General features: G+C 44.3%; 11 protein-coding genes. 9 read left to right on the top strand and 2 right to left on the bottom strand.

Going from position 1 to position 16,126, the window contains the following annotated elements:
- The coding region (locus ACH2DQ_RS09605; protein WP_395026547.1) for a response regulator at positions 1–399 on the bottom strand (399 nt) is incomplete at its 3' end.
- Entirely contained in the window at positions 383–2,188 is a 1,806-nt protein-coding gene (locus ACH2DQ_RS09600; RefSeq protein ID WP_394912761.1) for a sensor histidine kinase, read from the bottom strand. The genes ACH2DQ_RS09600 and ACH2DQ_RS09605, both read right to left, overlap by 17 nt.
- A gap of 342 nt (positions 2,189–2,530) precedes the next feature.
- Between ACH2DQ_RS09600 and ACH2DQ_RS09595 the strand changes: the two genes are divergently transcribed.
- From ACH2DQ_RS09595 to ACH2DQ_RS09555, 9 genes are all read left to right on the top strand, one after another.
- Entirely contained in the window at positions 2,531–3,931 is a 1,401-nt protein-coding gene (locus tag ACH2DQ_RS09595; protein WP_394912760.1) for an ABC transporter substrate-binding protein, read from the top strand.
- Between the two features lie 160 nt (positions 3,932–4,091).
- A complete protein-coding gene (locus tag ACH2DQ_RS09590; protein WP_394912759.1) occupies positions 4,092–4,964 on the top strand; it encodes a carbohydrate ABC transporter permease in 873 nt (290 codons plus the stop codon).
- A complete protein-coding gene (locus tag ACH2DQ_RS09585) occupies positions 4,961–5,785 on the top strand; it encodes a carbohydrate ABC transporter permease (protein WP_394912758.1) in 825 nt (274 codons plus the stop codon). Before ACH2DQ_RS09590 ends, ACH2DQ_RS09585 begins: the two co-directional genes overlap by 4 nt.
- Positions 5,786–5,816: 31 nt before the next feature.
- Positions 5,817–7,151: an alpha-L-fucosidase gene (locus tag ACH2DQ_RS09580; RefSeq protein ID WP_394912757.1), complete on the top strand. Its 1,335-nt coding sequence runs from the start codon at positions 5,817–5,819 to the stop codon at positions 7,149–7,151.
- Between the two features lie 113 nt (positions 7,152–7,264).
- Positions 7,265–8,260, top strand: a complete 996-nt coding sequence (locus ACH2DQ_RS09575) for a LamG domain-containing protein (protein ID WP_394912756.1) — start codon at positions 7,265–7,267, stop codon at positions 8,258–8,260.
- Positions 8,254–12,288 (top strand): beta-L-arabinofuranosidase domain-containing protein, encoded by a 4,035-nt coding sequence (locus ACH2DQ_RS09570; protein WP_395026568.1) that lies wholly within the window; start codon positions 8,254–8,256, stop codon positions 12,286–12,288. The genes ACH2DQ_RS09575 and ACH2DQ_RS09570 overlap by 7 nt, the downstream gene beginning before the upstream one ends.
- Positions 12,285–12,695 (top strand): Ig-like domain-containing protein, encoded by a 411-nt coding sequence (locus tag ACH2DQ_RS09565; protein WP_395026543.1) that lies wholly within the window; start codon positions 12,285–12,287, stop codon positions 12,693–12,695. The genes ACH2DQ_RS09570 and ACH2DQ_RS09565 overlap by 4 nt, the downstream gene beginning before the upstream one ends.
- 124 nt (positions 12,696–12,819) lie before the next feature.
- Entirely contained in the window at positions 12,820–15,897 is a 3,078-nt protein-coding gene (locus ACH2DQ_RS09560; protein ID WP_394912755.1) for a beta-L-arabinofuranosidase domain-containing protein, read from the top strand.
- Positions 15,894–16,126 (top strand): hypothetical protein (locus tag ACH2DQ_RS09555; protein WP_395026541.1); only part of this gene is annotated, 233 nt, incomplete at its 3' end. The genes ACH2DQ_RS09560 and ACH2DQ_RS09555, both read left to right, overlap by 4 nt.

Below are 16,126 nucleotides of genomic sequence, written 5' to 3'. Positions count from 1 at the left end.
TATCTGCGTACTTTTACTGTGGATTTCCTGTTTCATTCCGTTTAGTAGTTTTTCTAATTCTTCCGGGTCCACGGGCTTTAGCAGATAGTCGGATACACCAAGTGTGATTGCTTTTTTGGCATATTCAAATTCTGCAAACCCGGTTAGAATTACGAAGTTTGCAGTGGAATTTCTTTTTTTTGCTTCCTCAATCAGGGTCAGTCCATCCATCAGAGGCATTTTAATATCGGTGATTACGATGTGGGGATGGTGTTCCTGAATCAGTTTAAGGGCATTTTCTCCGTCATAGGCTGTGCCGGATATGATAAAGTCATCCGATATCATAGAAATGGCGGCGCAGATGCCTCTTAATATAGCGGGTTCGTCCTCGGCAATTAGTATCTTAATTTGATTCATCATCAATAAATCCTCCAATTTCAATAGTAGTCAAATCTTCCTCTGTACGGATATGAAAGTATTCCAGCCCGCGGTAATAAATAGAAAGACGTAAAATGGTATTTTCTAAACCAAATCCCTGCTGTTCCAGATTATTTTCCACTTCTCTGCCATCCAGAAATGCTTTCTTGAACTGATCGAACCGACTGTACAGCTGGTTGATTTTATCCTGATTAAAAGTCTGCCCATTGTTGGAAACAGTTACCATCCACCGGTTATCACTGCGATAGGAGCGGATATGGATTTTCCAAACCGGAGGAACATTTTGAAAGCCGTGCTGAAAGCAATTTTCTATAATGGGCTGCAGAATTAGTTTTGGAACACTGATATCATCCATGGCAGGATCCAGATCCCAGCTGTAATCCAGCATATGTTCATGGCGCATTTTCATAATATAGAGATAACTTTTTATATTATCGAACTCATCTTTCAGGCGAACGGTCCGATGATTGAAGTTGATAGAATAACGCAGCAGGTTAGCCAGCTCCGTACACATTTTAGGAACGGTGGTATTGCCCTGTTCCAGACCGTAAGCACCGATGACAGACAGGGTATTATATAGAAAATGCGGATTCAGCTGGGCTTCCATTGCATCAAAGTGGGCTTTTACGGCACGTTCACGTATTTCCATAATGTGAATATTCTGAAGCCGCATTTTATTCAGGATTTCTTCAATGCCGTTTGTTAGTACCACGATTTCGTTATTGCTGGACTGGATGTCCAGGTGAATATCCTGGTTTAATTCCAGATGGTACAAATTATTGCGCAGGGTGCGCAGGGGCTGGGTGAGATTCCTGGTAATTATAAAAAGGAAAAGCAGTAATATGATGAAGGCACCTATGTAAGACAGAATAATGGTTTTAGCCATGGAATTCACCTGCATAGTGTATGTGTGGATATCTCTTTTAATCAGGATTGTCCATCCGGTTAGCTCCGAATGGCTGTATGCCATCAGCGAATTCTTATCTGCATAGTAATAGCCAATTGGCTGCTCAAAGGATTCCCCCTTGTACAGTTCTCTGATTTGGCTTTCTGTGGTGTCCGGAATATTGTGATAGAGTAATTTTCCGGAATCATCCAGCAGTAACAGCTGATAAGTATCGTCGCTGCCTTGCAGCTTTAACAGTTCCTCTAATTCTGTGGCTTCGATATTATATTCCAGAACGCCGTAAGTATGGTAAGTATCCCGGATAGGTCTTGCCACTGTCAGTGTAAGAGCAGCATCTGAGGACCAGTAATCCGGATGGGGAGGAAAATAGAGTTTATATTCTTTCGTAGTCAGAGCTTCCCGGACGGTAGGAATGTCCCGAATCTGATCTTTGGTCAATGGTTTGGAATTCAGAGACTGCTGGTTAATCTGCGTCCCCAGGTAATCATAATAGCGGCTGATATAATGAATGCTGCGATTTGCCTTTGTGGTAGCCAGCACAGACAGCAGGATCCCGTCCACATCAGAAGTGATGGTGGGATGCTGGAGGAAATAGTTATAGGGTGTCTCCGGTATGTGAAATACAATGTCTGTGAATGCCTTAGAGGCATGGAGCGTTACCAGATCCTTGTCCACATTCACCAGCATATCTTCAATTCTGGACTGAATCAGGTTCAGGGAGTCCAGACTGTTGGATTGCAGATTGTTCTGCAGCAGACGGTTGTTATACTGGAAAAAGAAGGTACCGCTTGCAAATAAAATGATAGTAATAATCAGACTGAAGGATAAGTATAGCTTATAATGGTAGGGCAATTTTTGCATCATAGGGAACACCTCTTTTTCATATATCCTTTTTGCATCATAAAGCAGCAAATCTTTAGCATTTTTAAGATAATCATACCACTATGACCGCAGTTTTTGAAGACTTTATTTAAATTGTTCTCAATAAAACCCGAATATTTCCAAAATCATATCTTAATCTCACAAAAATCAAATAAGAATCCCTGAAAAATAATAGAAAAGCAGTTAATATTACAAAGATATGCCATCAAATTATTAAAAATAGGAATATTATCCATATAAAGTCTTCCCTTTATCTATTCTAGTTTCCGGGAACTTTTGTTACAATAAATTTACAAAGAAACGAAAGAATGGGAGGAAATAAGAATGAGAAACAAAAAAGCAAAGGTTTTATGTTCAGCAGTCGCAATTTCCATAACAGCAGCGCTATTGGCAGGATGCGGCGGCAACACAGGAGAGACAAAAGAAGGAACAAAGGCAGAGACAAAGCAGGAAACAAAAGCGGCAGGTACCGATGAAGGTACAAAAGCAGCGGAGACCAAAGGGGAAGAGAGCAAGGATGCCAAAAAAGAAGGCGGCATTACCTTGACCCTCTATGGAAATGCAGGAGATACCCAGAGGCCGTTCATGCAGAATATCTTTAAACTATATGAAGAAAAGACGGGAAATAAAATTGATGTTCAGGGCATTGACACGGATAATTTTGAAAATGTGGCGCTGACAAAATTCCAGACAGGTGATATACCGGATTTATTTATGCATTTTGGCGGTTATGGACTGGATGCCTATAACCCGAAAGAAAACTTTGTGGACTTTACGGATGCAGCATGGGTTTCGGATATTCAGGATAATGTACTGCCTCAGACAAAACGTGACGGCGTTGTCTACGGACTTCCATTCTGGGAAGCCTCTCTGTCCGGAACATTCTATAATAAGAAAATATTTGAAGAGCAGGGAATTGAAGTGCCGAAGACCCAGGAAGAATTTGACCAGGCCTGCCAGAAACTCATGGATGCAGGTATTACACCTATGTACATGGCGGTAAAAGATGTCTGGCCAATGCTTTACCAGTTCGGTATGGATCCGATCTTCCAGAATGAAGATACTTTAAAGAAGATCAATTCAAATCAGATTAAATACGCAGATATACCGGAAATGACCGATATGGTGAACTGGTATAAAACATCGGCAGATAAAGGATATTTTGGGAAATCTTATAATACGGATACCTGGGATTATGCATCTGAGGTATTGGGAAATGGAGAAGCTGCAATGATGTTAGGCTGGGATACCTGGCTTTATACAGACTATGACAGTGAATCCTATACTTATAAAGCAGATGATTTTGGTATCATGCCTGCATATGTAGGATCAACGAAAGATGGAACTTTCGAAGGTCCTAACTGCAGCCTGATGCTGGCAAATAAAAACGGCAAGAATGTAGATGCAGCGATCGAATTTATTAACTTCATGGCTGATCCGGAAAATTACAATGTTGCATTTGACGGCATTGCAACAGCACCTTGTTTTAAAGGACAGACAACCATTAAAACCACACCCCAGTATGATGCGGCAGTTGACTGGGTTGCTAAAGTTGGCAGACCGTCTATTGCAAATCCGGAAATTATCGGTTTTTCACAGAATGACGGCGGAAAATGTATTCAGGAACTGCTGGTTGGAAATGTAGATGCGGCTGGATGTCTGAAAATGATGGATGATGCCCGGATTAAAGTGGCAACCGCACAGCAGGTAGAAGGATTTAAATAACGCGCTGGCTAAGGCAGAGCAAGGGAAGAGCCCGGGGTATCCGGGCCCTTGTTCTAGAGCCGCCCGGCGCAAATACGCCACTATATAGCACCCGCTGTCTGCGCCATCTGCACGTTTATAAGATGTGCCATCTGCGAATGAAGTACTGAAAGGAGCATTTATGAATACAAAGAAAATCTATCCTACTTATATGCTGATTGTACCTTTGGCTGTGTTCGGTTTGTTTTTTATACTTCCCTCTACCATCGGCTATCTATATGCATTTACCGATTGGAGTTCCTATGTCAGTGACGTAAAGTTTGTGGGAATCAAGAATTTTATTGAGGTTATCACAGAGAAAACAGTACCTACGGCATTTGTCAATACGCTGATATTTGCGGGGGCAAAAACCGTGATCGTAACGGTTTTGGGGTTTGTATTTGCACTGATATTAAACCGGAAACTAAAAACCAGAAATCTAATCCGTACCGTGTATTTTGTGCCGGCAATACTGTCTGCGCTGGTTGTAGGGTTAATATTTAATGCTTTGTTTGAAGCACGTTATGGAACGATTAATAACCTGCTTCGCAGCATCGGTCTGGAACAGTTTGCCATTCAGTGGCTGGGAAGCCGGGGACCGGCTATATTTACGATTTCCGTAGCGGAGATCTGGAGGAATCTGGGATATGCAATCGTAATCACGCTGGCAGGGCTGCAGTCTGTATCTTCTGATTACATAGAGGCGGCAAAAGTGGATGGTGCTTCGGGCTGGCAGATGTTCCGCAAGATTACCCTTCCTTTGATCATGCCGTCTGTAAATGTCAACATATTATTCAGTCTTATCTACGGTCTGAAAATGTTTGATCTGGTTTACGTTATGACCTCAGGGGGACCGGGGTACGATACGGAGACTTTTGGGACTCTGATGATGAATGAAATGGCAAGGGGACGTTATTCCCATTCGGTTGCAATCAATCTGATCTTTACGGTGATCCTTGTTATAGTAGCGGTTGCATATCAGAAATTCAGCGAAAGGTGGGAGAATGTAGAATGAGTAAGAAGACAAAACGAATTGATATACTGATTGAAATTGTGATGTGGCTTCTTAGCATCGTTGTGATTTATCCACTTTTGATGGTATTGATTACTTCTTTTAAGCCAAAAGGGGAAGCCAGTTATCTGAATATCAAATTCCCTTCTGTCTGGGCATTTGATAACTATGCGGATGTTTGGGAACAGGGAAAAATACCCCGGGCATTTTTTAACAGTATGTTCATTACCGTATTATCCGTTCTGCTGGTTCTGGTACTGGCATCGGTATTCAGTTATGTGCTGGTGAGGAGAAATACAAAAGCCTGCCGGATTATATCAAGATGTATGACTTTTGGTATTATAGCACCGTTTGCGGCACTGCCCACGATTCAGATGCTGAAATATATGGGATTGTATGGTTCCAGAATATCCATGGTCTTTGTCTACGGAGCGCTGTATCTACCGTTTTCGACCATGCTGTATTCCAGCTTTATTAAAGGAATTCCCAGGGAATTAGATGAAGCGGCTGTAATCGACGGATCAAAGGGCGGAAAGCTTTTCTGGCAGATTGTCTTTCCACTGTTAAAACCGGTCACTGCAACCACCGGAATCCTGAATTTTATGTGGGTATGGAATGATTTCCAGTACCCTATGTATCTGCTGAATTCGTCCAGTAAGTGGACGCTTCCGCTGTCTGTTTATAATTTTTACGGCCAGTACAGCCGCAGCTGGAACCTGGTGTGTGCGGATATGGTATTGGTATCCATACCGGTTGTAATTGTGTACATATTTGCTCAGAAATATATTATTGCAGGAATGACGGCAGGAGCAGTTAAGGGCTGATTCCCAAAAACAGAAAGTAAGAGGATCATGAATGATGAAGAAAATATATGATGGAACGTGGGACTCCATAAGAACCCATGAGCTGCCGGAGTGGTACCAGGATTGCAAGCTGGGGATTTTTATACACTGGGGAATTTATTCCGTGCCTGCTTACGCCCCAAGGACATGGGAACTGGGAGAAGTACCGGGAGATGAGCAGTGGTTCTGCAATAATCCCTATGCGGAGTGGTACTACAATTCCGTGAATGTAGGACAGGGACCAACCTATGAGCATCATTTGAAGACCTATGGAAAGGATTTTGCCTATGAAGATTTCCTTCCCATGTGGAAGGCTGAAAACTGGAAACCGTCCAATTGGGCAGAGCTGTTTCGGGAAGCGGGTGCAAAATATGTTGTCCTGGTCACCAAACACCATGATGGATTCTGTCTTTTCCCAAGTGCATATACCGATTACTCCTCCATTCATAAAGGCCCGGAAAGAGACATCGTGGGAGAATTGACCAGGGCGGTCAGAGAAGAAGGCCTGAAAATGGGACTTTATTATTCCGGGATAATCGACTGGAGATTTGCCCATGACCCTATTTACCGGGAAGAAGATAATTTTCATAAAGCCTGTCCTACACATGAATATGCAGACTATGCTTACAAACAGGCAATGGAATTAATAGACCGATATCATCCTTCTGTATTCTGGAATGATATCGGGTGGCCGAAACAGGGGGAAGAGATGCTGCCCCATTTATTATCCCATTATTACAATACGGTGGAAGACGGTGTGGTGAATGACCGGTTTAACGGACTCTATAAAGATTATGGAACAAAAGAATACAAATACGGAGAAGCGGTAAGAGAAGAGAAGTGGGAAATGTGCAGAGGTATGGGACTGTCATTTGGATATAATGCAAATGAAGGAGATGACCAGCTGATCAGTACGGCGGATTTAATCAGTCTGCTGGTAAGTACCGTAGCCAATAACGGGAATCTGTTGATTAATATTGGTCCAAAGGCTGACGGTACCATTCCTGCAGAACAGGAAAAGAGGCTGCGTAAGCTGGGGCAGTGGCTGAAAATAAATGGCGAAGCGATCTATGGAACTGTCTGCAGCAGGAGGCACTCCCAGGTTGTTGAAAATGGTACGGAGATTCATTATACGAAAAAAGATAGGGATCTGTATATATTGCTGGATCATTGTCCAAAGGAGCGTTTTACAGTTGCTATCCCTCATCTGAACCAGGTACCAAAATCCTTAAACAGCAGCATTTGTGTCAGTGGAAACAAAGTTGGGGACAGTATGGAACTCACCGTCTGGAACCATGGGGAAGAAGATTATACAGTAGGATTATTTGCTCCCCAGGGGGAAATATAGGTTCCGGTAATTTTAGATAAGTTTTTTCCACCCGTCTTAGAATATTGGAATTGCCCTGAATATTCTTTGATCTTATAATTAAGATTATAAAATCGAAAGAAGGGGATAAGGCTATGAAGTGGAAAAAAGTGTTGTCTGTTTTGCTGTCCGCTGCCATGATGGCGGGAACAGTATCACCGGGGCTGGATGTACGGGCTGCAGAGGATGCAGTTAGCAATGTTACAGATATCAATAGCAACATATTACAAAGCGGTACAGAAAGTGAAACCGGAAGTGCACAGGAGGAAAACCATAACGGGAACCCGGGCGGCGATGTTGAGGCAGGCAGTTACGGGAACCCGGGCAGCGATGTAGATGCCTGCGATTACAGAGATCTTGATGAAAGCGCCGGTGTAAAACGGCAGGATACCGAAGTACAGGAAGCAGGCGGCAATGCGGAAGAATCAGCCGAGAGAAATGCAGAAAAAGAAAAGGGCAAAATCGTATACTATGATTTTCAGAGCTATGATTCCACAATCATCAACGATGCTTCCGGAAACGGAAAGGCGGGTGTAGTAAGGAATTACGATGCCGGGGGATTTCGTATTATTGACATTAATATCTATGGAAAAGAGGTAAAGGCACTTTCACTTCCCGGCGGGTCTGACGGGGGATACCTGGAACTTCCGGTAGGATTGCTGGACGGGGAAGAGAGCGTCACCATCAGTACCTGGGTAAAACTCTTTACAGATACCGGTTATCAGAGAATCTGGGATCTGGGGTCCGGCACAAGCTCTTATATGTATCTGTTGTCCGATGGAGCAAACGACGGATTTAAAGGATACAGTGCAGCTATAACTACAGGCGGCTGGAGCACAGAACAGGGAGTATCCAAGGGCACCAATATTGATAAAAACAGATGGGTTCTGACTACGGTAGTCATAGATGGAACCCAGATGTCTCTATATGAAAATGGAACGCTGGTGGATACGAAGGATACCGGTATTTCATTAAAAGACTTAGGGCATAGTACTCAGAATTATATCGGATACGGACAGTTCGGAGATGATCCCACCAATGCACAGTTTGCAGAATTTGAGATCTATAACTATGCGATGACGGTATCGTAAAAGGGGATGCCGCTGCACTTACGCTGGGAGATTTAAGCGCAGTTACCGCAGATCTTTCCCTGCCGGCAGCAGGAGAAAATGGATCCGTAATAGAATGGACAAGTTCCGATCCGGCGGTGATTGCAAATGACGGAAAAGTAGTACGCCCGGCAGCAGGAGAACCGGATGCACAGATAACCCTCTCCGCAGCCATAAAGTATCAGGAGGCCAGTACCACAAAAGAATTTCAGGCAGTGGTACCTGCCCTGCTTGGTGATGAAGCCATTGTAGAACAGGATCTGGCTGACATTAAACTGGTGGATTTAGACAGTGTAGTATCCAATCTGCCGCTGCCGAAAGAAGGGAAAAACGGTTCCGTCATTACCTGGGAAAGCTCCAGACCGGAAGTGATTACCAATGACGGAAAAGTAACCCGTCCGGCGGCAGGAGAACCGGATACAGAAGTAGTTTTGACGGCTTCAGCCAGCTTTCAGACAGCTGCCGGCAGCAGAGTGTTTACGGCAACGGTTCTGGCAGAAGATGAAGATGTTACGATTACGGATTATGAACCGGTCCTTGTCACAACCGCTGCAGGGAATGTACCCTCACTTCCCGGCACTATAAAGGTAACTTACAGTAACGGCAAGACTGCAAAAGCCAAAACCGTATGGAATACACCGAATAAAGAGGATTATGCAAAGCCTGGTAGATTTGAGGTAAAGGGCAAAATACTTGGAACAAAACAGGTAATCAAAGCAGAAGTTACCGTAGTAGAACAGGATGATTCAGACATTGCACTTCAGGCAGAAGCATTTGATCTGAATGACATCACCCTGGATGGAAATTCTATTCTGACCCAGAATAGGAGCAGAACTTTGGAGTACCTGAAGCTTCTGGATAATGACAGAATGCTTTACAACTTCCGCAAAACTTTTGGCGCGGATACCAAAGGAGCTACGCCCCTGGGTGGATGGGATGAGCCTACCGGACTGCTGAGAGGACATTCTACCGGTCATTATCTGTCTGCTTTATCACTGGCATATGCATCCACAAAGGATACGCAGATAAAAGATAAGCTGGATGAAATGATTCATGAGCTGCGCAGCCTGCAAACACTGTCCAAAGGAGATCCGGCTGCATTTGTGACAAAGGGAACGGATCAGAAAGTATGGAATACAAATCCAGAGGAATGGGGTGAGGGATTTATCAGTGCTTATTCACCTGATCAGTTTGCCCTGCTGGAGCAGTATACGCCATATGCAACGATATGGGCACCTTACTATACACTGCATAAGATTATCGCAGGATTTCTGGATGCTTACACATATGCAGGAAATGAGGAAGCTTTAGATGCGGCGAAAGCACTTGGAAAATGGGTGTATCAGCGCCTCAGTGCCTGCTCCCAGGAACAGCTTACCAAGATGTGGGATATGTACATCGCAGGTGAGCTTGGCGGATTTAATGAGTCTATGGCAAAATTATATGAACTGACCGGCGACGAAGACTATTTAAAGGGCGCTAAACTGTTTGACAACACCAAGTTCTTTGACAATTTAAGCAAAAATGTAGACGATATCCAGGGACGCCATGCCAACCAGCATATACCACAGATTATTGGTGCGATGGAAGTTTATCAGGCAACCGTTCAGGCGGGAAAAGAAGAACCGTATTATTTCAATGTGGCAAGCAACTTCTGGGATATGGTTACTTCCAGATATGCCTATTCCATAGGCGGTGTCGGCACCGGAGAAAACTTCAAAGAACCTTATAAACAGGCAGAGTATATTAACGGAGACCGGAACTGTGAGACCTGTGCCGCTTATAATATGCTGAAACTGACAAAAATGCTTTACCAGTATGATGCAGATAATGCCAAATACATGGATTATTATGAAAGAACGCTGTATAACCAGATTATCGCATCCCAGAACCCAAATGTAACGGATAACATGCATAATGGAACTACCTATATGCTTCCAATCGGACCGGGTGTGCGCAAGGATTACGGCGGGGATTATGATTCCTTTACCTGCTGTCATGGTACCGGCATGGAAAACCATGTTAAATATCAGGAAGCTGCCTACTACCAGGATGATACCACGATGTATGTAAATCTGTATCTTCCATCCAGTGTAACCTGGGAAGAAAAAGGGGTTAAAGTAACCCAGGATACCCAGTTCCCTTCAGAGGTTACCACCCTGACTGTTTCTGAGGAAGAGGGTCAGACAGCATCTGCATTTGATATGAAACTGAGAGTACCATACTGGGCAGAACAGGGATTTGAAGTTACCGTAAATGGAAAGAAGCAGATCGAACAGGCTGAACCAAGCTCCTACGTAACGCTAAATGGTATTCAGGCAGGAGATGTAATCGAAATCCGCACTCCATATGGTTATCATCTGGACAAAACTCCGGATCAGTTAAGCGGTGCAGATGTAGCAAGCCTCATGTACGGACCATTTGTTATGGTTGCAAAATCAGATTCCACAAAGTGGAAGACACTTGTATTGTCTAATGTACTGGAGCGTTCCATTAAAAAAGTAGAAGGGGAAAAGGTTCTTACCCTTGAAACCAACGGACTGACTTTCCGTCCCATGTATGATGCATCCAATTACGCTTACCATACTTATTTTAAAATCATGTCTGGGGAAGGCAGCGGCGCTTATTATGAAGTGACGGTCAACAATTCCACACCGGACAGGGGAAGCTTTGAAGTGAGTTCCGAGCTGGTAAAAGAAGGCGGTGACCTGATTATTACAGCAAAGCCAAAGGAAGGTTATAAAGTAAAGAAACTGACCGTTGACGGTCAGCAGGTAACAATGGGAACAGACAATACCTATACTGTAAAAAATGTACAGAAGAATACGGAAATCACAGGGTCCTTTGCCCTGATCAATCCTCCGGCTCAGGATAACACCGCCGTAGAACAGACGGCAACCGTCAGTGCTCATTTTACTGCAGGATGGGAAAAACTAAACGGCATCAAAGACCAGAAATTTAATCCTTCCGTATCCAACGGGGGAATGGGAAAAGGCTGGGGAAACTGGCCGCAGTCCAAAGGAGCACAGTGCTGGGTAGAGTACGAGTGGGATGCTCCGGTAACCATAAACGGAAGCGATATCTTCTGGTATGATGACGGCGGAGATACCAGAATGCCAGGAGAAATCAAGTTCCAGTACGAAGATGAAAACGGCAGTGTTCAGGAGGCTGTTCTGACTTCCAATCCGGAAGATGGAAAGAATATTGACCAGTATAATGCCTTTACCTTTACAACCTTTACCACCACCAGATTACGTCTTTTGATGACCGTAGCCGACAATGCAGCTGCCATCGGTATCTATCGCTGGGTGGTGACCTATGAAGATCAGGATAAACCGGCAGTAGATACTGCTAAGTTGTCAGAAGCAATTGCAAAAGCGGAAGCAATGGATATCAAAGCGTATACAGACGCATCCGCAGCAGAATTAAAACGGGTGATTGAAGAAGTGAAAGGGCTTTTATCAAAAGAAGATATCACCGAAGCTCAAGTGGAAGAAGGCTGTAAGAAGCTTGCAGATGCAGTGAAAGGACTGGTATTAAAACCTGTCGTGAATACCTCCGCGCTGTCAGCAGCCATTGCAAAGGCGGAAAAAATAGATACTAAAGCATATACAGATGCATCCGTATCAGAATTAAAGAAAGTGATCAGTGAGGTAAAAGTGCTGTTATCAAAGGCCGATATTACCCAGGCACAAGTAGATGAAGGCTGTAAGAAGCTGGAAAATGCAATAAACAAACTGGTGCTCAAACCGGTTGTGAAACCGGTAGATAAGAGCAGGCTTTCTTCATTGGCTCAGACCTGCGGCAAAGAAAAACAGGATCTTTACACTAAAGCCAGCTGGGATACGTTTACACAGGCATTAAACAGTGCCAGAACAATTCTGGGAAAAGCAAATGTTTCACAGCAGGAAGTAGATCATGCGTACAGCACACTTACTTCATCCAGAGATAAACTTGTGAAGATAAAAGTAGTATCCACAAAGAAAATTACCATCGGGAAGAAAAGATGAAATTATCTGCTTCCGGATATACCTTCAGCCTGAAAAAAGGCAAGGGCATCGTAACGGTGAATGGAAAAGGACAGGTACAGGGCAAAAAGACGGGAAAAGCCGTAGTCCAGGCTGTCAGCAAAAGCGGTAAAATGAAAGTATGGAACATCACCGTTAAGAAGGCGCCTTCCAAGATCGTAAAACTGAATAAAAACAGCGTTACTTTAAAGAAAGGGAAAAAGTTTACGGTCACAGCAAAACTTCCAAAGAATACAGCCAGCTATGGGTTTACTTACAAGAGTACCAATAAAAAGATAGCAACCGTTAATTCTTCGGGCGTAATCAAAGCCAAAAGAAAAGGCACTTGTAAGATCCGGGTGTATACCTTTAATGGAAAGAAAAAAGAAATCCAGGTAACAGTAAAATAACCGGATGCAACGGAACAGTTTTCAATCATAATACAGGTCAGGAAGAGAAAATATCTCATCCTGGCCTGTATTATCCGTGCATGAAATTTGATTTTGTAGTACAATCAGAAGAAAAATGGTAATCATGGGGGGAATTCATATTAAAAAGAGAAGATTTTTAGCGGGCTGTGTAATTTTACTCTTCCTGGCTGTTTTGTGGGATTCCACTGGGGTACAGGCGAAAGAAAGGGAGAGGAAAGGCCAGATTCTGTATTACAATTTTAAGGATTCAAAATCCGCAGTAGTGGAGGACGTATCCGGTGGGGGAAATGACGGACTGATCAGAAATTACGGGGATGACGGCGTTGGGATCAGCACAGAAGTGATCAATTCCATACAGGTCAATGCCCTGGATCTGCCGGGAGGAACTACGGGTGCCTATCTGGAACTGCCTTCGGATATTCTGGAAGGGGAAACAGAGATAACCGTCAGCACCTGGGTAAATCTGCGGTCTTCTGCATACTATCAGAGGATCTGGGATTTTGGGAATAATCAAAGTTCATATCTGTATTTACTATCGAATGGAAATAACAGTGGTTTTAAGGGCTATGCCACAGCCATTACAAACCAGGGATGGACCAGGGAATGTGGTGTAGAAAAAGGCAGCGATTTCCCACGGAATACCTGGGTGTTTACTACCGTGACAATAAAGGATAACCGGATTACCCTCTATGAAGACGGAGCGGTAATCGGAGAAGCCGTAAGCCAGGCAGGTCTGTTGGATCTGGGAGGTACCAGGCATAATTATTTCGGGAAGGGACAATTTAAGGATGAGCATTTGAATGGATTGCTTGCGGAAATTGCCATCTATAACTATGCCATGGAAGAGAATCAGGTGAAAGCACTGTTTGAAAGGGGATTGGAGGATCAGGCGGTTCCACCGGAGAATTGTGAAGATACAGACCGTCTGTTATACAGTTACCGCCAGAACTATGAAGTGGATACCAAAGGAGCCGCACCCCTCACCGGCTGGGAAAATCCGGCTGGTCTGTTAAGAGGCATGGCGGCTGGAGAATGGCTGACCAATCTGTCACAGCGCTATCAGGAAAGCAGGGAAGAACCTCTTTTGGAAAAAGCGTCCTATATGGTCCGGGAACTTCGAAGCCTGCAGCTTTTGTCAGAAGGAATGGGATGGGGAAGGGGATATCTGGGGGCAGACAGTCCGGAGCAGTTCACCTTGTTAGAGAACGGCGGTTCATACCCGGATACGGGAGCTCCCTATGCAGTCTGCGGCAGCCTGCTAAACGGTCTTTTGGATACCTATGAGGCATTTGACATTCAGGAAGCACTTGATACGGCAGAATCTCTTGGAAAGTGGATCACAGAGCGCAGCAGCATTTACACACAAGAACAGAAAAAAGCAATGTGGAGCCAGGATGTAAGCGGTGATACACGGGCATTGGGCGGTGGGCTGGCGAGGCTTGCCCGGATCAAAAAAGAGGATGGTTTTCTAAAAAGTGCCTGGAATTTCGTACATATGGAATGGTATACGGCTATGAAAGAGGGCAGAGACCGGATGAATCTGCTGTCTGTCCAGGCAGCGGTTTCACAGGCGGAAACGCTGCTGGAAATATCACGTACAGATCCTGCAGCGGCAGATGCGGCGAAAGGGGCGGTAAATTTCTGGAATATGGCGGTTATGAAATATTCTTCTGCTGCCGGTATGACAGGTGTTGACGGAAAGTTTCGAAATGAGGAGCAGAAAATAGAAAACACTGTCCTGGAGAGAGAGAAGAATAAACGGATTTGCCGCCGTATGCTGGAATTGACCTGGAAACTCCACCAGATTCAGCCCGACAATCCGGACTATATGGAATACTACGAAAATCTCCTGTGCAACCAGCTCCTTGAAGATGAGGATTACAAAGACCTGGATCTAATGCGGATCTTTGAAGTAAAGGACTATACCGTTACGGTGAACCTGTATCAAACAGGAGAGAAAAAACTCTCCCAGCAGGGATTGAACATGAGCATGAAAGCAGACATCTATAGCGAAGAAGCAGTCCTGAAGGTTTGGAGCCTGGATGGAAAAAAGGATACAGCCCTTCAGATCAGATTCAGAGTCCCTTCCTGGTGCGGTGAAAACATGCAGATACTGGTAAATGGTAAGCAAAGAAAGACGGTAAAAGAGCAGAGTTTTCTGGTAATTACGGATATATCCGCAGGGGATGAAATACGCCTGTATTTACCCTTTTCCTGTTATCTGAAGCAAGGGAATAGTGAGGGAGCGGCAGCGGTGATGTACGGACCATTTGTTATGGTGAGCGAAACTGATATTTTTAAGGATACGCTGATCCTCACAAAAAAAGTTACCGATATGGCAGAGCGGTCCGCCAGCTGTATGCCCGCCCTTACCATAAACGATGTTCAGTTTATACCCTATGCGGCATCAGCTTATTCAGACCGGAAAATCTATTATCAAATCCTTTACACGGAGAACCCTGCTGTCAAATGGTATAAAGTCAGGATGGAAGAAGATTCTGTCAGAGGAGGAAGCATCCGGGCGGACAAAGAGCTGGTGTTTGAAAATGAGCAGGTAACCATATACACAAATCCCAAAGAAGGATATGTACTTGAAAAACTCATGGTAAATGCAAAAGAAGTAAAAGCTGGCGAAGTCGGAAGTTATCAGATCGATAAAGTGACGGAGGATCTGACGGTTTCTGCCACCTTTACAGAAAAAAATCCTCTGACAGTAAAAAGCGGCAGCCTGGAACAGAATGCACAGCTGAGCGCTCATTATACCGCTTCCTGGGAGAACCTAAACGGCGTTAAGGATCCCGGCTTCCATCCGGCATCTTCTAATGAAGGAATGGGAAAGGGCTGGGGGAACTGGCAGCAGCAAGCCGGTTCTTCCTGCTGGATTGCTTATAATTGGATAGAACCCGTTACCATAGGAGCCTGCGAAATATACTGGTATGATGATGCGGATGATACCGGGGCGCCCTCTGATTTCCAGGTAGAATATCTGGATGGAAAAGGAGAATGGTGCAGGGCTGTCATGAAGACGGATGCAGGAAAGCTGCTGAAAAAGGACCAGTACAATGGTTTTTCTCTGGAAACCGTAACGACAAAAGGACTGCGGCTGGTGATGACGGTAGCAGAGGATAAGCGGGCAATTGGGATTTACCGCTGGAAAGTGAGTGAGCACGATACGAAATGAAAAAATGGAGAATCAGGTCCTGGTTTTATAATCGAAAAATCTGGCAGAAACTGATGATTACCTTTGTGCTTGCGGTGTTGCTGCCGATCAGTATTTCCTGGTATTTCATGATGAACATGAACCAAAAGCAGATGGAGAATAAGATTCGGGAATTAATGGCGAGCCAGCTGGTACAGATTTCAGAAAGGGTAGACCTGACCCTGGAAATCTATATGAACCTGGTTTACCA

The sequence above is a fragment of the Robinsoniella sp. genome (assembly GCF_034124845.1).
This window is presented reverse-complemented; position numbering and strand designations above follow the sequence as displayed.